Source organism: Bradyrhizobium sp. LLZ17 (genome assembly GCF_041200145.1).
Taxonomy (GTDB): domain Bacteria; phylum Pseudomonadota; class Alphaproteobacteria; order Rhizobiales; family Xanthobacteraceae; genus Bradyrhizobium.
Genome location: NZ_CP165734.1, coordinates 855,826 through 876,993, shown reverse-complemented (window position 1 = coordinate 876,993; position 21,168 = coordinate 855,826). Strand labels below are relative to the sequence as shown.

Genomic DNA, 21,168 nt, shown 5'->3' with positions numbered 1-21,168 from the left:
AGAATCCGTCCACGGAGACAGTCTGCATTGCATCGTCGCAAGAGCTCCTTGCAGTGACGGAGTATGCTGAGGTAGTTGGACTAGTTCGACAGATACCGCTCGTAACTCCCCGTCACCGGCCCGCTCACGTCGATCTCCGGATCGAGCGTGTAGAGATCCTGCGCGCGGCCGATGCCACGCAGGGCGTAGCGACCGGTGGAGACGAGATAGCGCCGGCCGGCGGTGTCGAGGCCCTTGTAGAACTCGGACGACGCCAGCAGTTCGCGATCGACCGAGCGGCTCATCGAGGCAATGCGGCTGACCTCGTTCACGGTCGGGCCAACCACCGTGAAGTCCAGCCGGTCCTCGCTGCCGATATTGCCGTAAAGGACCTCGCCGACATGCAAGCCGATATAGGCCGACGTGGTGGGACGGCCATCCGCTTCCCGGCGCGCATTCAGCGCTGCGACGTTCTTGCGGAACAGGTGCTCGGCCCGTAGCCCGGCGCGCCGCGCATGCGCCATATCCTCACCGGTGAACATCGCGAGCACGCCGTCGCCGATCAGTTTCAGCACGTCGCCGCCGGCATCGTGGATCGCATCGATCACGGCTTGCGCATAATCGTTCAGGAACGGGATAATCTCGTCGGGGCCGATGCTCTCGCTGATCCCGGTCGAGCCGCGCAGATCCGAATACCAGAGCACGGCATTGATGCGCTCGGTGACGCCGCGCGAGATACGTCCGCGCAAGACCTGCTCTGACGCATCGCGGCCGAGATAGACGCGGCCGAGCGTGCGCACGATGTCGACCTGCTGCGCCGATTTGATCGCGAGTCCCAGCACCGGCACCACATCGCGCAGCGCGGCGAGCTCGGCTTCGGTAAAGCCAACCTCGCGTCGCGTCGTCCAGTAGGAGTAGAGGCAGTCCATCTGCCCGAGCGCTCCGGTCTCCCCGAAGCGGTGTACAAAAGCCAGAAAATGGCGGTGACCCGTTTCGGCGAGGTCGCCGATTTGCGAGAAATCGAGCGAGGGCGCGTCGGCGAGGTCGATCACCATCTCGTCATGACCATGCTCCAGCAAATGATAGAACACCGATCGGCGCCAATTCTTCGCTGCGTCGCCCTCGGCCGTCGAGCCGTATTCGACGACGTCGCTCTCGTTGCTCGGAGTATCGCTCCAGCGGAACGCGCGACCCTCATAGATCGGGTGCAGCGTATCGATGACGACCAGCCCACGCGAGAGTTCCAGCCCCTCGGCGCAGCACTCGCAGAAGCCACGCAGCAGTTCGGGTTCGGGCAGGCCGGTGAGCCCCTGGCCGGCCAACCAGTTCATCAGCGCAAGGCGCGAGGTCAATTGCATACGCCATTATGGCGTGCATTCGTGACGAGCGAAAGCTCGCGCGCCGACGTCGCACAACCAAGGCTCCCGCCCACAGCAGGGTGAGTATGCCGCGGATGCTGTTGACGCGCCCTCGCCATCGCTGCAAACGGAACCGATGAGATCACCGACCAGAAGCACAGGGATATGAGCCAGCGCCAGCTTCCGATCATCGTGACGCTCGGCACCACGCAGACACTGGCCTGGGCCTCGAGCTACTATTTGCCCGCACTGATCGCGGATCCCATGGCGCGCGATCTCGGCGTCTCCTCGAACTGGATCTTTGGCGCGTTTTCGGCCTCGCTGGTGATCTCCGCGCTGCTCGGCCCGCGGATCGGACGGCAGATCGACCTCGTCGGCGGACGGCAGGTGCTATCCGCCTCGAACCTGATGATTGCCGCCGGCCTCGCGCTGCTCGGCCTCTCGCAATCGGTCACGGTGATGGTGATCGCCTGGCTCGTGCTCGGCCTCGGCATGGCGACAGGGCTTTACGATGCCGCCTTCGCCGCGCTCGGCCGCATCTATGGCACCGAGGCGCGCAGGCCCATCACCGGCATCACGCTGATGGCGGGCTTTGCCTCGACGGTCGGCTGGCCGCTCACGGCCTGGGGGCTCGCCCATATCGGCTGGCGCGAGACCTGTTTCGCCTGGGCGGCCGCCAACATCCTGATCGGCCTCCCCCTCAACTTCTTCATGCTGCCGCCGGTCAAGGAGGCAAGGCAGACCGCGGCGACCGCGGAAAAGCCGCACGTACCGCTCGATCGCACCACGATCCTGCTCGCCTTCGTCTTCGCCGCGGTCTGGACCGTCACCGGCGCGATGGCCGCGCATTTTCCGCGTATTCTGGAGACGACGGGCGCGACGCCGGTCGAAGCGATCGCGGCCGGCGCGCTGATCGGGCCCGCGCAAGTCGGCGCCCGCCTGCTCGAAGCCGGCTTCCTGAGCCGCTTTCATCCGCTGTGGTCAACGCGGCTTGCCTGCCTGACCCATCCGATCGGCGCGGTGGTCGTGGCGATCTTCGGCGGCGTGGCGGCGAGCGCGTTCGCGCTGTTCCACGGCTCGGGCAACGGCATCCTCACCATCGCACGCGGCACGCTGCCGCTGTCGATCTTCGGCCCAAAGGATTTCGGCTACCGGCTCGGAATCATCGGCGCGCCGGCGCGGATGGCGCAGGCGGTGGCGCCGCTGGCTTTCGGGCTGCTCATCGACGTCATGGGAGCCAAGGTGCTGATGGTCTCATCCGCGCTCAGCCTCTCGGCGCTGGCCGCTCTGTTCATGATCCGCGCCGAGCCGCGGCCGGATTGACCGCACTGCTGCTTTCGCGCACAAGCGCACCATGACCGAAGACAACCGTCCGCCTCGCACGTTCAAAGGCCTGCTGCGCTGGGCGACGACGCCACCGCAGGCCTGGGGCGTCTATCTCCTCGCCATCATCCTGGTCTGGCTCGTCTCCTTCTACGCCGGCACGCTGAAACCGAAGAAGACGCCGGACGCGAGCTCACCGGCGGTCACCGCGCCGAAAGGCTAATTGCGCGTCAGTCGTAAAACTCCGGCGACATCTTCTGGCTGTCGCGCTGCGCCTTGTCGTGGTTGATCCAAAGCTGCGCCTTCTCCTTGTCGAGCGTGTCGGCGATCTTCTGCATCGAGGCGAGCGTCTGGTCCTTGCTGACGTTCATGCCCGGCACCACGCGGTTATCCCAGTTGCTCTTGAAATGGATGGCGTCACCTGACAGGACCACAGCGCCGGTCTTTGGCAATTTCACCAGCAACGATTGGTGTCCAGGCGTGTGTCCGGGCGTCGACAGGATGGTCAGGCTGCCATCGCCGAACACGTCTTTGTCGCCCGACAACAGCTCGACGGGATGCGAGGGCTTGAAGCGCGGCTCGTTGTTGGCCCCGGGCCAGTCATATTCGACCTTCTGCACGTAGAGTATGGCCTGCGGAAACATCTCGACATTCCCGGTATGGTCCGGATGGGTGTGCGAGACGCCCATCCACTTGATGTCGCCGGGCTTGACGCCGAGCTGGTCGAGCTGGGCCGCGAGCGTCTTCGGCCTGCGCCAGACCGTCGCCTTGGGGTCCGAGGGAACAAGGCCATTGGGCATCGACGCAACCGCGTCCGGAACCCCAGTGTCCCACAGGAACCAGCCTTTGCTGTGCCTGATCAGATAGCAGGTGTCGACAAACGCCATGGGCTTGCCCTCGTTCATGCCCGGTGTCCAGCGCGACACGTCACTCGTGATACCTTCCCCGCAATTGAGGATGTAGAGCTTTTCGACGCCCGGCTTTTCCTGTGCCGCGACCGTATGGCTGGACAGCGCGAGCGCGGTGACGGTGAGGCGAATGCGATCTTCGCGATCCTGGGCATCATCCTTGGTCTCTCCTTGCAGCGGTTAGTCGTGCTGCGACCGGGGATCAACCCCGGCCTCTCTCCAGAATTCCGGTTCCGCCGATCACATCAATGCGGGCAGGTTTCGACCTCGACGGTGACGTGGCTGAGCCTCTTCAACCCGGCGAGGCGCTTCTTGTAGACGGCCGGTTGCTTCGGCTTGTCTGACACCACCGAGACCAGCACGGCGCAATGGCCGGGGCCGACCTGCCAGAGGTGCAGATCGGTGACGCGGTCGTCGCCAACCTCCATGCGGGCCCGGATCACCCGCTCCAGCTTCTCGTCGGCACGCACGTCAAGCAGCACCGCACCCGAGCTCTTGACGAGGCCGAACGCCCAGCTCGCGATCACCGCGCTGCCGATCAGGCCGACGGCCGGATCAGCCCAGACCCATCCCGAATACATCGCAACCGCAAGCGCGCCGATCGCCAGCACAGAGGTTGCCGCATCCGCCATGACATGCACGTAAGCCGCGCGAAGATTGTTGTCGTGATGATGGTGATGATCATGGTCGTGATCATGATGCGCATGACCGTGGCCGTGATCATGTCCGTGGTGATGGTGATCATGGCTGCCGCGCAACAGCCACGCGCTAGCGAGATTGACGCACAGCCCAAGGGCTGCGACCGCTATCGCTTCGCCGTAGACGATCGGCACCGGCGTGAACAGCCGCAGCACGCTCTCGTAAGCGATCTCGACCGCGATCAAGCCGAGAATGATCGCGCTGGAGAAGGCGGCGAGATCGCCGAACTTGCCGGTGCCGAAGGTGAAATGCGCGTTGCCCAGGTGCCGCCGTGCGAAGCGGTAGGCGAACGCGGCAATGCCGAGCGCCGCCGCATGGGTGCCCATGTGCCAGCCGTCGGCGAGCAACGCCATCGAGCCGAACAGCGAACCGCCGACGATCTCGCCGACCATCATGACCAGCGTCAGGACGACGACCAGCCAGGTGCGCCGCTCGTTCTCGTCATGCTTCTCGCCCAGGAAGGCGTGCTCATGGGTCCATTGATCGATGGAATGGGAATGCATTGAAAATTTCTCCGAGAAGGTCCGGCGTGTTGACCGCAATATAGACCTGCAGGTGTTCCGGGGCAAAATCCGGCGAAACGAGCCGATTGACAGGCCGGTGGTGTTTCGGTGTAATGAAGCCCATGGGGATTTGAGCGATCTCCCCACGAGGCGACATGCCCAAGTATCGCGTCCCGTTTGATTTTACGAGGGCGCATCATGTCTTCCTACACGACGATATCATCTGACAAACTGGCACGGCTGATTGGCACGGCGAACGCCCCTGCCCTGATCGACGTGCGCACGGACGAGGATTTTGCCGCCGACCGGCGGTTGATCCCGGGCTCCATCAAGCTCAGCCACGAGAAAGTCTCGGACTGGGCGGCCGACTTCGCCGGCCGCTCCGCGATCGTCTCATGCTTCCGCGGCGAAAAGCTTGCGCAGGGCACCGCAGCCTGGCTCAGGCAACTCGGCGTCGGGGCCGAGACGCTGGAAGGCGGCTTCGAGGGCTGGAAAGCGGCAAAGCTGCCGCTCGTCGACGCCCGCAAGCTGCCGCCGCGCGACGCCAAGGGACGCACCGTCTGGGTGACGCGGGCGCGGCCAAAAGTCGACCGCATCGCCTGCCCCTGGCTGATCCGGCGTTTCGTCGATCCCAATGCGATATTCCTGTTCGTGGCACCTTCCGAAGTGGTCGCCGTCGGCGAACGCTTCAACGCCGCGCCCTTTGATATCGAGAACGTGTTCTGGAGCCACCGTGGCGAACTCTGCACGTTCGACGTGATGATCGAGGAGTTCGGGATCGCCGCGCCGCCGCTGCTCCGGCTCGCCACGCTGGTGCGCGGCGCCGACACCGCGCGGCCCGATCTCGCGCCGGAGGCTCCCGGCCTGCTCGCCGCTTCGCTCGGGCTGTCACGGATGTATGACGACGATCTCGAACAGCTCGAGGCGGGCATGCTGCTCTACGACGCCTTCTACCGCTGGTGCCGTGACGCCACCGGCGAGACCCACAACTGGCCGACCAACAAGGCGAAGCCGTAATGGATACTCGCGCGGTCCAGGCAGAAGCTGATGCCGGTCACGGCATCAGCTTCGCTGAAGCGTTTCGCGTCTGGCTCCGGGTCGCCTGTCTGAGTTTCGGCGGGCCCGCGGGCCAGATCGCGGTGATGCACCGCATCCTGGTCGAGGAGAAGAACTGGATCTCCGAAGGCCGCTTCCTGCATGCGCTGAACTACTGCATGCTGCTGCCGGGTCCGGAAGCACAGCAGCTCGCCACCTATATCGGCTGGCTGATGCATCGCACCGCCGGCGGGCTGATGGCCGGTGGGCTGTTCATCCTGCCCGGCATCATCGCCATCATGGGCCTGAGCTACGTCTACGCCGCCTTCGGCAATGTCAGCTTCGTCGAGGCGTTGTTTTTCGGGCTGAAGGCCGCGGTCCTCGCCATCGTGGTCGAGGCCGTGGTGCGGGTCGGCAAGCGCGCGCTGAAGAACCGCATCATGATTGCGCTGGCCGCAATCGCTTTCGTCGCGATCTTCTTCTTCGCTGTTCCTTTCCCGATCATCATCATCGCCGCCGCTGTGATCGGCTATATCGGCGCAAGAAGCGGCCGCCCGGAATTCGCGCCGGCCGGTCACGGTCATGGCGGCGGCGCCGCCTTGATCGACAGCATGCTCGGCGAAGCCGTGCCCGATCACGTCCGCCCCGACACCGCCCGCACCATCCGCGTCGGCGCGCTCTGGCTGGCGCTCTGGCTCATTCCGGTGATCGCGCTGCTTCTGGCCCTCGGACAGGCTAACGTGTTCAGCCAGATCGCGCTGTTCTTCTCAAAAATGGCGCTGGTCACGTTCGGCGGCGCCTACGCGGTGCTGGCCTACGTTGCCCAGCAGGCGGTCGAGCATTATCACTGGCTCAAGCCGCACGAGATGCTCGACGGCCTCGGCATGGCCGAGACCACGCCCGGTCCGCTGATCATGGTGCTACAGTTCGTGGGATTCATGGCGGCCTACCGCGACGCCAGCGGCTTGTCGCCGATGCTGGCCGCCACGCTCGGCGGGCTGCTCGCGACCTGGGTCACGTTCACGCCCTGCTTTCTCTGGATCTTCGCCGGCGCCCCCTATATCGAGCGGCTGCGCGGCAACACCGGCCTTGCCGGCGCGCTCAGCGCAATCACGGCTGCGGTCGTCGGGGTGATCCTCAACCTCTCGATCTGGTTCGCGCTGCACACGCTGTTCCGCGAGACCGTGCCGGTCCAGGCCTTCCCGTTCGCCTTCGACCGGCCGGTGCTGACCAGCGTCGATATTCCAGCGCTCGTGCTCTCGATCGCAGCCGCGACCGCGATCTTCCGTTTCAAGCTCGGCATGCTGACCGTGCTCGCCGGCAGCTGTGCGGCAGGCGTGGCGCTGCGACTGGCGGGGCTGATTTAGCAAGGCTTCGGGCGATCGGAACAAAGCCAACCGAAGGCCCTTGTCGCTCATTGGACTTGTTCCAAGATAAATTCCAAGACAGATCGACTCGCGCTTGGAACGGCGAGAGAATTGGAACAGTGCGTGTTCATCAAGGTTAGCTCCCATTGCCACGAGGGGGTTCCTTCCGGTGAAGACATGACTGATCTGTCCATCGATGCGCGGTTGCTTGCTCCTGACAATGATCGGCACGGCGCCAATCTCATCATCGTTGCTGTCGCCGCAGCAATTCTTCTCGCCGGCGCAGTAGCTTTGTCAGGCACGATCTCCTGGCGTCAAGGATGGTTGTTTCTTCTCGGAGGCGCACTCGGCCTGACGCTGTACCATGCGCTGTTCGGGTTCACCTCGGCTTGGCGTGTCTTTATCGTGACCCGAAGAGGCGCGGGACTCCGCGCGCAAATGGTCATGCTTGCGCTGGCGACAGCTCTATTCTTCCCCGCCTTGGCGCAAGGCTCGCTGTTCGGCGAGGCCGTGCACGGCGAACTTGGCGCGGTCGGCATCGGCATGGTGACCGGGGCATTTCTGTTCGGCCTCGGAATGCAGCTCGGCGGCGGCTGCGCCTCGGGAACGCTGTATACCGCCGGCGGCGGCAACACCCGGATGCTGGTGACGCTCGCAGCCTTCATTGCCGGATCTACTCTGGGGGCGTTGCATCTGCCGTGGTGGAGTGCGCTCCCGAACGTCGGGACAGTGTCGTTGATCGAGAGCTTGGGATGGCTGCCGGCGCTTGTGCTGTGCTGGGCCGTGATGGCCGCCATCTATGTCCTGACCAGAATGGCCGAGATCCGGCGGCACGGCGACCTTGAGCCGGGAGCGCGGACGAAGCTGCGCGGCGCGCGCCGTTTCATGCAGGGGCCGTGGCCGCTGCTGTGGGGCGCGGTTCTGCTTGCGATCGGCAATTTCGCCACGCTCTATCTCGCAGGGCGGCCATGGGGCATCACCTCGGCCTTTGCGCTCTGGGGATCGAAGGTCCTGATGAGCTTCGGCGGCGTCGACGTGGCGTCATGGTCCTATTGGCAGGGCGCCCGCGCTGCATCGCTCCACCAGAGCATCTTCGCGGATGTCACTTCCGTGATGGATTTCGGCATCATCATCGGGGCGTTGCTGGCGGCAGGCCTGGCCGGCAAGTTCAATCCGACCTGGCGCATCTCCGGCCGCTCGCTGGTCGCCGCTATCCTCGGCGGCCTGCTTCTCGGGTATGGTGCCAGGCTGGCCTATGGCTGCAATATCGGCGCTTATTTCAGCGGGATCGCCTCCGGCAGCCTGCACGGCTGGTGCTGGCTGGTCGCGGCTTTCCTCGGCAATATCCTGGGAACGCAGCTTCGGCCGCTGTTCGGCTTGGCCGTCGAACGCTAGGTCCTCACCGTTACATCCGCGTCGGCGATGGGCGTGTTGGACTATCGCATCATCATCCGCGCGATCGCCTCGCCGATCACCACTGTCGTGAAGTGGGTGTTGGCCCGGCAATCCGACGGCATGATCGAGGCGTCGGCGACGCGCAAGCCGGCGATGCCCTTCACGGCGCCGTCGGGATTGACCACACCATCGCTGTCCTTGAAGCCGGTCATGCGGCAGCTGCCGGCGGCGTGCTGGATGTCGCCGGTTTCACGGCGCAGCAACGCATCGAGCTCGTGATCAGGCAGTGCTGCAGCCTGCGGCAGCGTCAGTTCGCTGTCGGCCAGCTTTATCCAGTCGGCGATACCGGCCAGCGCCGGCTGGGAGGTAATCACAGCAAGCCGTCGCACCGCATCCATCATGCGCAGCATGTCGCGAGGATCGGCCAGCATGTTCTCCTCGACGATCGGATCAACCTCGGGATCGATTGAGGCCAGCTTGAGCGTGCCGCGCGAATAGGCGTTGAACAGCCCGGCGCCGATCGCTCCGGGCACGCCGATGCCGCGATGATTGAAGGCGATCAGGATCATGTCGCGCTTGCCGCCACCGGCGAGGCCCGAGGAATAGGTCACGCAACAATTGGTGTGGCGGGTATCCGGATCGGTGGGCCTGATATCCTCGCGGAGCTGAATGGTCGCGCGAAACAGCGGGTGGTCGAAGAAGTGCCGGCCGACCGGCAAGTGCTGCTGGACCGCAATGCCCATCGCCTTCAACTCGCCGGCCGGTCCGACGCCCGAGCGCAACAGGATCGCCGGGCTGTGGATGGCGCCGGCGCAGAGCACGATCTGGCGCGCGCTGATCTCGCTCGTGCCCTGCCCCTCGACGTGCACGCGGAGACCGGTCGCCCGACCTTCCCTGATCAGCACGCGATCGACCAGCGCATGGCCGCAGATCTCCAGATTGGCGCGACCGCGCGCGGGCTCCAGATAACCCTCGTTGGTCGTGATGCGGCGGCTGTCGCGGCTGTTGATGGGATAGCAGGCGACGCCCTCTCCGTCGGGACCGTTGAGGTCGGCGCACCAGGGATAGCCGCTCGCCAGCGCCGCATCGCGCAAGCCGCGATCGATCGGGCCCCATTTTTCCGGCGGCGCGCGATAGACCGGCAACGGTCCGCCGCGTCCATGTCCCGGGGCGTCGCCGAATTCGAGATCGTCCTCGATCACCGAGAACAGCGGCATCACATCCCTGGCCGACCATCCGGTGCAGCCATTGGCTGCCCATTCGTCGAATGCATTGGCGACGCCGCGGATGGCGATCTGACCGTTCATCATCGATGAGCCGCCGAGACCCTTGCCGCGCCAGTAGAAGCGCGGCTCCTGCCCGGCCACGCGGCGCGTCAGCAGATCGGCCACTGCCATTTCTCCTGAAACTCGCGCTTGTGGATGATCGGAATGGGATTGGGCGTCATCACTTCCCAGGGCGCCTCGTCGGCGCGCCAGTCGAGCCCTGCTTCGAGCAGAAGCACGCGGCGTGCGGGATCTTCGGAGAGCCGCGCCGCAACCGCAGCACCGGCAGAGCCGCCGCCGACCACAATGACATCGTACATGGGCTAGTTCTCAACGTTGCAGAGAACCGGGATAGCGGACGGCATCGGATTGGGCAAACCGGCCATCAAAGCAAGACCGTGCCTCCTCCCCGTCATTGCGAGCGAAGCGACGCTCTCACCCTACCCGATCACCCTGCCGAACTTGTTCGATTTCGGGAAACCCTTCGGCGGCAGGCGGCCTGCGTCGCCGCGGCTACCCTGCCACTCGGCGAGCTCCTTCATGGTGGCCGAGAATTCGCGACCGGCGGAGTCCTTCCAGGTCAGGCCCGCCTTGGCGTCGAACACGGCGATGTCGGAGAGACCTCCATCCTTGTACTTCTGCAGCCGCGTACCGCGGCCGCGCGCCATTTCCGAGACTTGGTCGAGCGGGAAGATCAACATCTTGCGGTTCTCGCCGATCACCGCAACGGTGTCGCCGAGCACTTCGGTGACCGCGCGTGCCTCGTTCGGCATATCGACGTTGAGGACCTGCTTGCCCTTCTTGGTGGTGCCGACGCAATCGTCCTCGTTGACGACAAAGCCCTGGCCCTCGTGGCTCGCGACCAGGAATTTGCGCCCGCCCTTGTTGACGAACAGCACGACGGGAGCGGCCTCGGGCTCAAGGTCGATGAACTGGCGGATCGGCTCGCCGTGACCGCGGCCGCCGGGCAGTTTGGCGACGTCGAGCGAGTAAAACTTGCCGTTGGTGGCGAACAGCAGCAGCTTCGAGGTGGTCTCGGCGAAGAAGGCAAGGCCAAGCTTGTCGTCCTGCTTGAAGGCCAGCCCCGAGAGATCCTCGACATGGCCCTTCAAGGTGCGGATCCAACCCTTGTCGGAGACGACGACAGTAACCGGCTCGCGCTCGACGAAGGCCTCCTCGATCGCGGCAAGATCGTGCTCGGGCGCGTCCGCAAAGGTGCTGCGGCGCTTGCCGAGCGGCGTCTTCGGTCCGAACATGTCGCGGACCTTGCCAACCTGCTCGGCGACCTTCTTCCACTGCTCGGGCTCGGACGCGAGCAGCGCGTTGATGCCCTTGAGTTCGCTGCGAAGGTTCTTCTCCTCGGAGCGGATCTCCATTTCCTCGAGCTTGCGCAAGGAGCGCAGCCGCATGTTGAGGATGGCTTCGGTCTGCACCTCGGTCAGCTTGAACGCCTTCATCAACGCCGGCTTGGGCTCATCCTCGGTGCGGATGATCCTGATCACCTCGTCGATGTTCAGATAAGCGATCAGCAGGCCGCCGAGAACCTCCAGCCGATTCTCGATCTGCGCCTTGCGATAATTGGTGCGGCGGATCAGCACGTCGCGCAGATGGTCGAGCCATTCGCGCAGGGCTTCGGCAAGGCCGACCACCTTGGGGACGCGGCCCTTCAGCAGCACGTTGAGATTCAGCGGGATCTTGCTTTCCAGCTCGGTCAGCCGGAACAGCGATTCCATCATCAAAGCAGGATCGACGTTCTTCGACTTCGGCTCGATCACGAGACGGACGTCTTCGGCGGACTCGTCTCGGAAATCGCCGACCAGCGGCAACTTCTTCTGATCCAGAAGCTCGGCGATCTTTTCAACCAGGCGCGACTTCTGCACCAGGAACGGATCTCGGTGATCACGACCACCCAGGTGTTGCGGGCACCCTCCTCCTGCTCCCACCTGGCGCGAACGCGGAACGAGCCGCGGCCGGTCGTGTAGGCCTCGGCAATCGCCTGCTTGGAATCGACGATGATGCCGCCGGTCGGGAAATCCGGACCCTTGACCCATTTCAGCAACGCCTTGGATTTCGCGTCGGGCTTCTCGATCAGATGCAGGGCGGCATCGCAGAGCTCGGCGGCGTTGTGCGGCGGGATCGAGGTCGCCATACCGACCGCGATGCCCTGCGCACCGTTGGCGAGCAGGTTGGGAAAGCCGCCGGGCAGCACGACAGGCTCTTTCGACTGGCCGTCGTAATTGGGGCGGAACTCGACGCCGTCCTCGTCGATGCCGTCGAGCAGAAGCCGCGCGACGTCGGTCATGCGGGCTTCGGTGTAGCGGTAGGCGGCGGGGTTATCGCCGTCGATATTGCCAAAATTGCCTTGGCCGTCGACCAGCGGATAGCGCGAGGAGAAATCCTGCGCCAGGCGCACCATGGCATCGTAGATCGCCTGGTCGCCGTGCGGATGGAACGAACCCATCACGTCGCCGACGATTTTTGCGGATTTCTTGAATCCCGAGCCCGGATCGAGCCTGAGCAGGCGCATGCCATAGAGAATACGCCGGTGAACCGGCTTCAGGCCGTCGCGCGCATCCGGCAGCGCCCGGTGCATGATGGTGGAGAGCGCATAAGCGAGATAGCGCTCTTCCAGCGCGTCGCGCAGCGGCACATCGTGAATTTCGGCCGGTTCTTCCGGCGGAATCAATCGTTTTCCCATGCCGCCCGGTTAAACCGTGGGAGCAGATCGGGCAAGGATCGATTGGTTCCGGGGCGGCCGCTATTGCCCGGCCCAGCCAGCGGTGAAGGTCGGGGTGGTTTGCGGATTTTTGGCCTGTGTCCCGGCGGGCGCATGGGTCAGGCAGTGCCGGGCCGTCTCGATCTCAGCCTCGGTCGCGCCCTTGGACCGCGCCCATGCCTCTGCGGCAGCAGCCGAATATTTGGCCACATAGTATCTGACGACAGTGCAGGAGGCGCGGCGAAACAGTCCCGGTTGCTCGCCTGCGAGGGCGTCCGGCACCAGCGCCATCAGCGCTGCCGCGATCACAAATCCCTTGATCAGCATCAGATTATCCCCGGGTTGGAACCCGAAAGGCCAATCCGGGAAACCCGGTTTTGTTCCTCCAAGGTCGCCCCTTTTTGCGCAATGCGGATCCGCGACTAGCTCATGGCGCTGGAACCGCCGCTCGCGCCTGTTGCCGTGTCAGCGCGTTGATGAAGCCAGCCCGCGCGTCGGAATGGCCCTGCCCGCGCGGTTCCAGCACATGGCGCAGCAGGAACAGGCCGGTCAGTCGAAACCCATCCTGGAGATCCTGATCGGTGAGGTCGGCGTGCATCTCGCGCTGGCGAAGGAACGGGGCAGCCGCAACAGCCGGTCGCGCCATGGCTCACCTGCGGTGCGCGACACCGCGCCGCCGGATTTTGGCGAGACGTAGATCAGGTCCGTCGTCTCCCCGGTCACCGCGCAGTTTTCCAGCGCCAGCCCGAAGCCGAGCTCGGAGAGCATCGCCAGCTCGAAATGAATCACGTGCACGGCGGCGCTGCCGACATCGTCGAAATCGTCGAGCGAATGCTCGAGCATCGCAAAGATCTCCCCGTGCGGATCGCGTTCCGGAAGAAGCCGCGCGATCGAGCCGAGATGGGTGACACCATAGACGCCATGGGACGATGCCAGCAGCGTCGCTGCGCGCAGCTTCAGGCCCTCAATCGCATAGGTGCCGAGATGCTCGTCGAGGCGGGCCCGCCACACCGCCCGGACGGTGTTCCCCGGCTGCAAAAGCGGACGCATCCGCGAGCCGGCGCCGCCGCGCACGAGGCCGAGATGGCGGCCGTGCTCGCGTGTCAGCAGTTCGACGATGGCGCTACTTTCGCCATGCCGCCGCACCCCCAGCACGATGCCTTCGTCGGTCCATTCCATGGGCGCAAGTGTAGCGCATTTCGAGGGATTGTGGGCAAAGCGACTTGTCCGCCGTAGATCGAAGATCGAAGGCGGAAGCGTACCCACCCATTTGACTTCACGCGTTGAACCAGCCCTGCGCGTCGCCGCTAAAGGAGAAATACAGCCCGCACACCGTCAGCACGCAGGAGGCGATTTCGATGACGCTGTCGAGCTCGAGCCCTCTCTCGCCGATGATCTGGCCGAGCGAGATCACCGACAGCACCAGCGCCGCCGCCAGCACCCAGCGCGGCCAGTTCTTGCGCCCATGCGCGGCGAGCCAGACGAAATAGACAAGCAGCGAAATCATCGCGCCGGCGAGCAGCGTCGAGGTCATGATCATTTGCTCGGTCATGTCGGCGGTGGGCGTGCGGTCCTGCACCGCGACCGACAGGGCATCCAGCATCAGCGATGCATAGAGCAACGCTTCGAAGCGCTGGACATTGCGGGGCAGACTCATCAAATACCGATCTTTTCTTGGTTATTCTTTGGGAAATTCCAGGCCCATCTCGCGATAGCGATCGGGATCGTCACCCCAGTTCTCGCGCACCTTGACGAACAGGAACAGATGCACCGGCACGCCGAGGATCTCGGCGAGCTCGATGCGCGAGTCCGCGCCGATCGACTTGATGGTGGCGCCGCCCTTGCCGAGCACGATCTTGCGCTGGCTTTCGCGCTCGACGAAGATCGTTTGCTCGATGCGCACGGACTTGTCCTTGCGCTCCTCCCACTTGTCGGTTTCGACCGTGGACTGATACGGCAATTCCTGGTGCAGCTTGCGATAGATCTTTTCGCGGGTGATCTCGGCCGCGAGATGCCGCATCGGCGCGTCCGACATCTGGTCTTCGGGATAGAGGAACGGGCCCGGCGGCACCATCTCGGCGAGCGTGCTGCGAATGTCATCGACGCCGTCGCCCGAAATGGCCGCGATCATGAAGGTCTTTGTGAAGGCCATGCGCTCGTTGGCGGCCTGCGCCAGCGCCAGCAGCTTCTCGCGCTGGACCAAATCGACCTTGTTGATGACCAGGATCTTGTCGTGCTTGACGCTTGCGGCCTTGGCGAGGATCGCCTCGGCCTCCTCGTCGATGCCGGATTTGGCGTCGAGCAGCACGCAAACGAGATCGGCGTCGTGCGCCCCGCTCCAGGCGGTGGAGACCATGGCGCGGTCGAGCCGACGCTTGGGCAAGAAGATGCCGGGCGTGTCGACCAGGATGATCTGCGCGTTGTTCTCGATGACGATGCCGCGGATCAGCGCGCGCGTGGTCTGCACCTTGCGCGAGACGATCGTGACCTTCGCCCCGACCAGCGCGTTGACCAGCGTGGATTTGCCGACATTGGGCGCGCCGATCAGTGCCACGAAGCCGCAGCGCGTCGCGGCGGGCGTCTCGCCGCTTGCTTCAACCGTCATTGCTGCCGCCAACACCTTCACGTTCGATCATGACCGAGGCCGCCACCTTCTCCGCCGCGCGCTTGCTGCCGCCGGTGCCTTCGGCCGGCGCCAGTCCCGGCAGGTCCACCGCGACGCGGAACTCCGGGTCGTGATGCGGACCGGTGCGTTCGACCTCGCGATAGACCGGCGTCGGCAGTCCCTTTCCCTGCGCCCATTCCTGGAGCACGGTCTTGGGATCGCGCAGCGGCCGCCGCGGCTTATGCATGCGCTCGGTCCAGTTGCGCTTGACGAACTCGTCCGCGGCCGCATGGCCGCCGTCGAGGAAGATGGCGCCGATCACGGCCTCGCAGATGTCACCGAGGATGGACTTGCGCAGCCGGGCGTCGGCGCTGGGGCCGACCGAGCCGAGCTTGATGTCGTCGAGCAGACCGAGCGACTTGGCGACGTCGGCGCAGCTCTCCTTGCGCACGAGTTCGGCAAGCCGCTTCGACAGCTCGCCCTCATCGGCGTTGGGGAAGGCATGATAGAGCATGTCGGAAACCACGAGCCCGAGCACGTGATCGCCGAGAAATTCCAGCCGCTGATAGCTGTCGCCACGCTTGCGCCCGGACTTGAGCGCCGAAACGTGCGTGATCGCCTGGATCAGCTGGTTCGGATCGGTGAAGCTGTAGCCAATGCGCGCCTCGAGCGCCGCGTTCGCATCCGTCCCCTTCGCCTTGCCGCCCCGCGTCCGCTTCTTCTTGGCGGCCGCTTTTGGCACAGCTGCGCCCTCAGGGCCTGCTGGCGCCTCGATTGGTTCGGTCGTGATGTCCTTGGCTTCGTCTTTCATCGCACGATTTTGAAGAAACGATTCCAGCGCACGGCCCATGGCCAGCGCCAGAACATCCAGGCATGCTCGCCTTCGCCGATCGAGAAGAAGATCATCTGGGCGCGGCCGATCAGGTTCTCCTGCGGCACGTAGCCGACCTGACCGAGGAAGCGGCTGTCGGTCGAGTTATCGCGGTTGTCGCCCATCATGAAAAAGTGGCCCGGCGGCACGGTGTAGACGTTGGTGTTGTCCATGTAGCCGTTGTCGGCGCAATCCAGCGTCTCGTAGGACACGCCGTTGGGCAGCGTCTCCTTCCAGCGCTTCACACGCGAGATGCCGCCGCCTTCGGAGCCGCACGGATCCTCGCCGACGAATTCGCTCATGCGCTGCCGCTCGACCGGCGTGTCGTTGATGTAGAGCAGGCCGTCCTTCATCTGGATGTGGTCGCCGGGAAGGCCGATCACGCGCTTGATGTAGTCGGTGGAATCGTCCTTCGGCAGTCGAAACACGACGATGTCGCCGCGGTTCGGGTCCGAACCCCAGATCCGTCCCGAGAACAGCGGCGGCGAGAACGGGATCGAGTAGTGGCTGTAGCCGTAGGAATATTTCGAGACGAAGAGATAGTCGCCGACCAGCAATGTCGCCTTCATCGAGCCGGACGGGATGTTGAAGGGCTGGAACAGGAAGGTGCGGATCACCAGCGCGATCAGAAGAGCATGGATGACGACCCGGATCGTTTCGCCGACGCCGCTTTCAGTTTTCGTTCCCGAAGTCACGCTCATTGCTTTCTCAATTCCGACCGGCGGTCACAGAGCGCCCTCCCAGGCCGCGAACGGCCCATCGCTGCGCGGCGCCACGGAGATTGTCCTGATAGTGAGGGCCAATTCCGGCGTAAAGCCGAATTCGCCCAGGCTGATTTGCGTTCGCGGACTTTTAGACGGTTGTCGCTGGCCACGCAATCGAGGATCGCATGAAAAACGCATAACTTCTTGAATTTCAACAAGAATTATAAAATTACCAGCGCGCCGTCAGGGCTTCGCCGACGGGATGGCGGAAATGATGACGAAGGCCTGCGCCAGTGGCCAGTCGTCGGTGATCGAAAGATCGATCTGCGCTTCGAAACCTTCCGGCGTCAGGGCCTGGAGCCGGGCCAGGGCCCCCGGTCAGCCGCATGGTCGGCCGGCCTCCCGGCAGGTTGACCACCCCCATGTCGCGCCACCAGACGCCGCGACGGATGCCGGTCCCGAGCGCCTTGGAGCAGGCCTCCTTGGCGGCGAAGCGCTTGGCATAGGTCGCCACCACCATCTTCTCGTTCTTGGCCCGCCGCTCCGCCTTGGCCCGCTCGGCCGCAGTGAAGATGCGATCGAGAAAGCGCTCGCCATGGCGCTCGATCACCTTGGCGACGCGGGTGATGTCGATCAGGTCGGAGCCGATGCCGATGATCATGCCCGGCTCCGGCCGCGGTCCATCGCCAGGCGCATGCTTCGCACCGTCTCGGCAAGTCCGACGAACAAGGCCTCGCCAATCATGTAGTAGCCGATGTTGAGCTCCATGATGTCCGGCAGCGCCGCGATCGTCTCCGCCGTCGCATAATCGAGCCCATGCCCGGCATGGACCTCCAGCCCCGCCGCCTTCGCGAGCTTGGCGCCGGCCACGATCCGCTGCCATTCGGCGTCAGCCTTGTCAGCATGACCGTCAACCACGGCGTCGCACCAGGCTCCGGTGTGGATCTCGATCACCGGCGCGCGCAGCCGCGCCGCCATCTCGATCTGTGCGGGGTCGGCTGCAATGAACAGCGAGACCCGGATACCGGCATCGTTCAGCCGCGCAATGAAAGGCGCCAGCGCATTGTGCTGACCGACCACGTCGAGCCCGCCTTCGGTCGTCACCTCCTGGCGGCGCTCCGGCACCAGGCACACCGCATGCGGCTTGGTGGCGAGGGCGATGCGCAGCATGTCGTCGGTCGCCGCCATCTCGAAATTGAGCGGCTTGGAGATCTCCGCCTTCAGCCGCGCCATGTCGTCGTCGCGGATATGCCGGCGATCCTCGCGGAGATGCGCAGTGATGCCGTCGGCGCCGGCCTCGATCGCCAGCAGCGCCGCGCGCACCGGATCGGGTTTGCGGCCACCGCGCGCGTTACGCAGGGTCGCGACATGATCGACATTGACGCCGAGGCGAAGCGGAAGAGCGGGCATTGCAAGGCTCACAAATTCGGTGGGACAGGCGAATACGAAAGACGCCTATCCATTAACACGTTCGACGCGGGCGACGACCGCCTTGGCGCGCAACTGGGCCAGGATCGCGCTCAAATGTTTCAGATCGTAGACTTCGAGATCGATCGTGGTCTCCGTGAAGTCCGGCGAGCGGCGCTGCATGCTGATGTTGTCGATGTTGCCGTCATGCTCGGCGATCACGGTCGCGATCTGGGCCAGCGCCCCAGGCTCGTTGACGTTCTCGACCTTGATGCGGGCCGGGAAGCGCTGCGGCACAGGTCCTCGATGTCCCAGCGGACGTCGAGCCAGCGCTCCGGCTCCTCCTCGAAGTCCTTCAGGGCCGGCGACTGGATCGGATAGATCGTGATCCCCTCGCCCGGCGTCACGATGCCGACGATGCGGTCGCCGGGCACGGCGCCACCGTTCGGCGCGAACTTCACCGGCAGGTCGGAATTGATGCCGCGGATCGGGATCGCGACCGTGCTGCGGGGCGGCCCGGAGGTCACCTTCTCCTTGAGCTTGGCGAGCCCCTTCTTGATGCCATAGCGCGCGACGCGCTCCTCCTTGTAGTCGGGATACATCGCGCGCGCGACGTGGGAGGCCTTGATCTCGCCGCGGCCGACCGCCGCCATGACGTCATCGATCGAGGCGCGCGCAAGCCGCGGCAACGCGCCCTTCAGCTTGTCGTCGGCATATTCGATCTTGGCGCGCTCGAACAGGCGCTCCACGATGCGTCGGCCGAGGCCGGCATATTGATCGCGCACGGCCGTGCGTGTGGCGCGGCGGATCGCGGCGCGCGCCTTGCCGGTGACCGCGAGCGTTTCCCAGGCGGACGGCGGCGCCGATTGCGCTTCTGAGGTCAGCACCTCGACTTCATCGCCGTTCTGGAGTTCCGAGGACAACGGCGCGAACTTGCCATTGATCTTGCAGCCCACCGCGCTGTTGCCGACGTCCGTATGCACGGCATAGGCGAAGTCGATCACGTTGGCGTGGCGCGGCAGTGCGATCAGCTTGCCCTTCGGGGTGAAGCAGAACACCTGGTCGTGGAACAATTCGAGCTTGGTGTGCTCGAGGAATTCCTCGGGATTGGTGCTCTCCGTGAGGATGCCGACGGTGTGGCGCAGCCAGGCAAATGCGTTGGATTCGCGCTTGAGGAATTCGGTCGGCGAGCCGACGCCCTCCTTGTAGAACACATGCGCCGCGATGCCGCGCTCGGCGATCTGGTCCATCGCCTCGGTACGGATCTGGAGCTCGGCACGCTGGTTGCCGGGACCGATCACGGTGGTGTGGATCGAGCGGTAGTCGTTCTGCTTCGGCGTCGAGATGTAGTCCTTGAAACGGCCCGGCACGACCGGCCAGGTGGTGTGGACGATGCCGAGCGCGCGATAGCAGGACTCGACGTCGTTCACGACGACACGGAACCCGAAGATGTCGGACAGTTGCTCGAAGCCGACCGACTTGCGCTCCATCTTGGTCCAGATCGAAAACGGCTTCTTGCGGCGGCCATAGACCCGCGCCCCCAAGCCCCGGTGCCGCAGATTGTTGGAGAGCTGCGCCTCGATCTCGCCGATCAAATTGCGGTTGCGCTCGGCGAGCGCGTCGAGCCGTTGCATCACCACCGAATAGGCTTCGGGATCGAGGGTGCGGAAGGACAGGTCCTCCAGCTCCTCGCGCATTTCCTGCATGCCCATGCGGCCGGCCAGCGGCGCATAAATGTCGAGCGTCTCCTCGGCAATGCGCCTTCGCGATTCCGTCGGCACGAATTCCAGCGTGCGCATGTTGTGCAGGCGGTCGGCGAGCTTCACCAGGAGAACGCGGACATCGTCGGCAATGGCCAGTAGCAATTTGCGCAGGTTCTCGGCCTGCTTGGCCTCGCGCGACACCAGCTCCAGCCGCTTCAGCTTGGTCAGGCCCTCGACCAGCGCGCCGATTTCCGGTCCGAAGATCTGGTCGATCTCGGCCCGCGTCGCCTCGGTGTCCTCGATCGTGTCGTGAAGCAGCGCGGCGACGATGGTCGCATCGTCGAGCTTCAGGTCGGTGAGGATCGCCGCCACTTCGAGCGGGTGCGAGAAATATGGATCGCCGGAGGCGCGGGTCTGCGAGCCGTGCGCCTTCATGGCGTAGACATAGGCCCGGTTCAGCAGGTCTTCGTTGGTGTTGGGGTTGTAGGACCGGACGCGCTCGACGAGGTCATATTGACGCATCATGCGGGCGCGCGGCTTCGCCGGCCGCGCCACCGGCGCAGTCGGGGCCACGGCAACCGATTCGGTTGCGGCCTGCATCTGCGTTAGTCCGCGGCGTCGATACACCATGCCGTCCTGCCTTCAAACGGACCATAAAACAGCCCGTTGTATACATCTTAGCTCCGATCGCGCCCGCGTCCGATCAATTCAGTGACAGGTGCGGCGCCAACCGACAACGCTATGGTAACCACGAAAACGCCAACAAAAGCAAAGGCCCGAACGAGCGTTCGGGCCTTTGATAAGATCACAACAATTCGACGATCGCGATGGGACGATTACTCGTCCTCCTCGGGCTGCTCTTCCGGCGGCGCGAGCCCTTCGAGGCCCTTCAGGAGCTCCTCTTCGGTCATGCGTTCCACGGCAACTTCGGTATCGTCCGCATCGACGCTCGCACCCGCGGAACCGATCAGCGGCACCGTATCCGGCTCAGGCTCGTCGACCTCGACGAACTTCTGGAGCGAGTGCACCAGCTCCTCGCGGAGATCCTCCGGCGAGATGGTCTCGTCGGCAATTTCACGCAAAGATACAACAGGGTTCTTGTCGTTATCGCGGTCAACCGTTAGTTGTGAACCGGACGAGATCATGCGGGCGCGGTGGGCGGCCAGCGGGACCAGGTCAAACCGGTTGTCGACCTTGTCGATACAATCTTCTACGGTGACGCGAGCCATGGACTGTCGCTCCGCTGTGGGTGGGACAAAATATGTGGATGATTGGGGGTAGTTATAGGGACCAAGACCGTTTCGCAAGGCCAATTTGTGATTTGGCCTCG

The 21,168-nt window shown here is 64.5% G+C and carries 15 protein-coding genes and 5 pseudogenes; 5 read left to right on the top strand and 15 right to left on the bottom strand.

Annotated features, from left to right (window positions below; translation table 11 throughout):
* Positions 1-80: 80 nt before the first annotated feature.
* A complete protein-coding gene (locus tag AB8Z38_RS04380; protein ID WP_369723283.1) occupies positions 81-1,337 on the bottom strand; it encodes an adenylate/guanylate cyclase domain-containing protein in 1,257 nt (418 codons plus the stop codon).
* A 165-nt stretch (positions 1,338-1,502) separates the two neighbouring features.
* On the opposite strand from AB8Z38_RS04380, the gene AB8Z38_RS04375 reads away from it, so the two are divergent.
* Together AB8Z38_RS04375 and AB8Z38_RS04370 are read left to right on the top strand one after the other, a co-directional pair.
* On the top strand, positions 1,503-2,660 hold the full coding sequence (locus AB8Z38_RS04375) for an MFS transporter (protein WP_369723282.1): 1,158 nt from the start codon (positions 1,503-1,505) through the stop codon (positions 2,658-2,660).
* Positions 2,661-2,691: 31 nt separating this feature from the next.
* Positions 2,692-2,883 carry a hypothetical protein gene (locus AB8Z38_RS04370; RefSeq protein WP_369723281.1) on the top strand — a complete coding sequence of 64 codons (192 nt, stop codon included), beginning with the start codon at positions 2,692-2,694 and terminating at the stop codon, positions 2,881-2,883.
* 7 nt (positions 2,884-2,890) lie between these two features.
* On the opposite strand, the gene AB8Z38_RS04365 is transcribed toward AB8Z38_RS04370, so the two are convergent.
* Both AB8Z38_RS04365 and dmeF read right to left on the bottom strand, forming a co-directional pair.
* Entirely contained in the window at positions 2,891-3,565 is a 675-nt protein-coding gene (locus tag AB8Z38_RS04365) for an N-acyl homoserine lactonase family protein (RefSeq protein ID WP_369723280.1), read from the bottom strand.
* 248 nt (positions 3,566-3,813) lie between these two features.
* On the bottom strand, positions 3,814-4,770 hold the full coding sequence (dmeF, locus tag AB8Z38_RS04360; RefSeq protein ID WP_369723279.1) for a CDF family Co(II)/Ni(II) efflux transporter DmeF: 957 nt from the start codon (positions 4,768-4,770) through the stop codon (positions 3,814-3,816).
* A gap of 198 nt (positions 4,771-4,968) precedes the next feature.
* Between dmeF and AB8Z38_RS04355 the strand changes: the two genes are divergently transcribed.
* From AB8Z38_RS04355 to AB8Z38_RS04345, 3 genes are all read left to right on the top strand, one after another.
* Complete coding sequence (locus tag AB8Z38_RS04355) at positions 4,969-5,787, top strand: chromate resistance protein ChrB domain-containing protein (protein WP_369723278.1); 819 nt, start codon at positions 4,969-4,971, stop codon at positions 5,785-5,787.
* Positions 5,787-7,172, top strand: coding sequence for a chromate efflux transporter (chrA, locus tag AB8Z38_RS04350; protein ID WP_369723277.1), 1,386 nt, complete (start codon positions 5,787-5,789; stop codon positions 7,170-7,172). The genes AB8Z38_RS04355 and chrA overlap by 1 nt, the downstream gene beginning before the upstream one ends.
* Before the next feature lie 177 nt (positions 7,173-7,349).
* A complete protein-coding gene (locus AB8Z38_RS04345; RefSeq protein WP_369723276.1) occupies positions 7,350-8,567 on the top strand; it encodes a YeeE/YedE family protein in 1,218 nt (405 codons plus the stop codon).
* Between the two features lie 41 nt (positions 8,568-8,608).
* On the opposite strand, the pseudogene AB8Z38_RS04340 reads toward AB8Z38_RS04345, so the two are convergent.
* The 12 genes and pseudogenes from AB8Z38_RS04340 to rpoZ form a co-directional block, all read right to left on the bottom strand.
* Positions 8,609-10,152, bottom strand: a pseudogene (locus AB8Z38_RS04340) (GMC family oxidoreductase).
* Positions 10,153-10,272: 120 nt separating this feature from the next.
* A pseudogene (parC, locus tag AB8Z38_RS04335) lies at positions 10,273-12,530 on the bottom strand (DNA topoisomerase IV subunit A).
* Between the two features lie 60 nt (positions 12,531-12,590).
* Positions 12,591-12,875: a hypothetical protein gene (locus AB8Z38_RS04330; protein WP_369723275.1), complete on the bottom strand. Its 285-nt coding sequence runs from the start codon at positions 12,873-12,875 to the stop codon at positions 12,591-12,593.
* Positions 12,876-12,975: 100 nt separating this feature from the next.
* Positions 12,976-13,727, bottom strand: a pseudogene (gene recO / locus AB8Z38_RS04325) (DNA repair protein RecO).
* Between the two features lie 97 nt (positions 13,728-13,824).
* The gene (locus AB8Z38_RS04320) at positions 13,825-14,205 is read right to left on the bottom strand and encodes a hypothetical protein (protein WP_369723274.1); all 381 of its coding nucleotides are present in this window, start codon (positions 14,203-14,205) and stop codon (positions 13,825-13,827) included.
* A 21-nt stretch (positions 14,206-14,226) separates the two neighbouring features.
* Entirely contained in the window at positions 14,227-15,153 is a 927-nt protein-coding gene (era, locus tag AB8Z38_RS04315) for a GTPase Era (protein WP_369723273.1), read from the bottom strand.
* Positions 15,143-15,964 (bottom strand): ribonuclease III, encoded by an 822-nt coding sequence (gene rnc / locus AB8Z38_RS04310; protein ID WP_369723272.1) that lies wholly within the window; start codon positions 15,962-15,964, stop codon positions 15,143-15,145. The genes era and rnc overlap by 11 nt, the downstream gene beginning before the upstream one ends.
* Complete coding sequence (gene lepB / locus AB8Z38_RS04305) at positions 15,961-16,725, bottom strand: signal peptidase I (protein WP_369723271.1); 765 nt, start codon at positions 16,723-16,725, stop codon at positions 15,961-15,963. Before lepB ends, rnc begins: the two co-directional genes overlap by 4 nt.
* 246 nt (positions 16,726-16,971) lie before the next feature.
* Positions 16,972-17,389: pseudogene (gene acpS / locus AB8Z38_RS04300) on the bottom strand (holo-ACP synthase).
* Positions 17,386-18,138, bottom strand: coding sequence for a pyridoxine 5'-phosphate synthase (locus AB8Z38_RS04295; RefSeq protein WP_369723270.1), 753 nt, complete (start codon positions 18,136-18,138; stop codon positions 17,386-17,388). Before AB8Z38_RS04295 ends, acpS begins: the two are co-directional and overlap by 4 nt.
* A gap of 45 nt (positions 18,139-18,183) precedes the next feature.
* Positions 18,184-20,363: pseudogene (locus AB8Z38_RS04290) on the bottom strand (bifunctional (p)ppGpp synthetase/guanosine-3',5'-bis(diphosphate) 3'-pyrophosphohydrolase).
* Positions 20,364-20,674: 311 nt separating this feature from the next.
* On the bottom strand, positions 20,675-21,067 hold the full coding sequence (gene rpoZ / locus AB8Z38_RS04285; protein ID WP_369723269.1) for a DNA-directed RNA polymerase subunit omega: 393 nt from the start codon (positions 21,065-21,067) through the stop codon (positions 20,675-20,677).
* Positions 21,068-21,168: the final 101 nt, after the last annotated feature.

Bases quoted from the DNA above. Each gene is read 5' to 3' on its own strand.
- AB8Z38_RS04380 (WP_369723283.1), bottom strand. From the start codon at position 1,337: ATGCAATTGACCTCGCGCCTTGCGCTGATGAACTGGTTGGCCGGCCAG.
- AB8Z38_RS04375 (WP_369723282.1), top strand. From the start codon at position 1,503: ATGAGCCAGCGCCAGCTTCCGATCATCGTGACGCTCGGCACCACGCAG.
- AB8Z38_RS04370 (WP_369723281.1), top strand. From the start codon at position 2,692: ATGACCGAAGACAACCGTCCGCCTCGCACGTTCAAAGGCCTGCTGCGC.
- AB8Z38_RS04365 (WP_369723280.1), bottom strand. From the start codon at position 3,565: ATGAACGAGGGCAAGCCCATGGCGTTTGTCGACACCTGCTATCTGATC.
- dmeF (WP_369723279.1), bottom strand. From the start codon at position 4,770: ATGCATTCCCATTCCATCGATCAATGGACCCATGAGCACGCCTTCCTG.
- AB8Z38_RS04355 (WP_369723278.1), top strand. From the start codon at position 4,969: ATGTCTTCCTACACGACGATATCATCTGACAAACTGGCACGGCTGATT.
- chrA (WP_369723277.1), top strand. From the start codon at position 5,787: ATGGATACTCGCGCGGTCCAGGCAGAAGCTGATGCCGGTCACGGCATC.
- AB8Z38_RS04345 (WP_369723276.1), top strand. From the start codon at position 7,350: ATGACTGATCTGTCCATCGATGCGCGGTTGCTTGCTCCTGACAATGAT.
- AB8Z38_RS04330 (WP_369723275.1), bottom strand. From the start codon at position 12,875: ATGCTGATCAAGGGATTTGTGATCGCGGCAGCGCTGATGGCGCTGGTG.
- AB8Z38_RS04320 (WP_369723274.1), bottom strand. From the start codon at position 14,205: ATGAGTCTGCCCCGCAATGTCCAGCGCTTCGAAGCGTTGCTCTATGCA.
- era (WP_369723273.1), bottom strand. From the start codon at position 15,153: ATGACGGTTGAAGCAAGCGGCGAGACGCCCGCCGCGACGCGCTGCGGC.
- rnc (WP_369723272.1), bottom strand. From the start codon at position 15,964: ATGAAAGACGAAGCCAAGGACATCACGACCGAACCAATCGAGGCGCCA.
- lepB (WP_369723271.1), bottom strand. From the start codon at position 16,725: ATGAGCGTGACTTCGGGAACGAAAACTGAAAGCGGCGTCGGCGAAACG.
- AB8Z38_RS04295 (WP_369723270.1), bottom strand. From the start codon at position 18,138: ATGCCCGCTCTTCCGCTTCGCCTCGGCGTCAATGTCGATCATGTCGCG.
- rpoZ (WP_369723269.1), bottom strand. From the start codon at position 21,067: ATGGCTCGCGTCACCGTAGAAGATTGTATCGACAAGGTCGACAACCGG.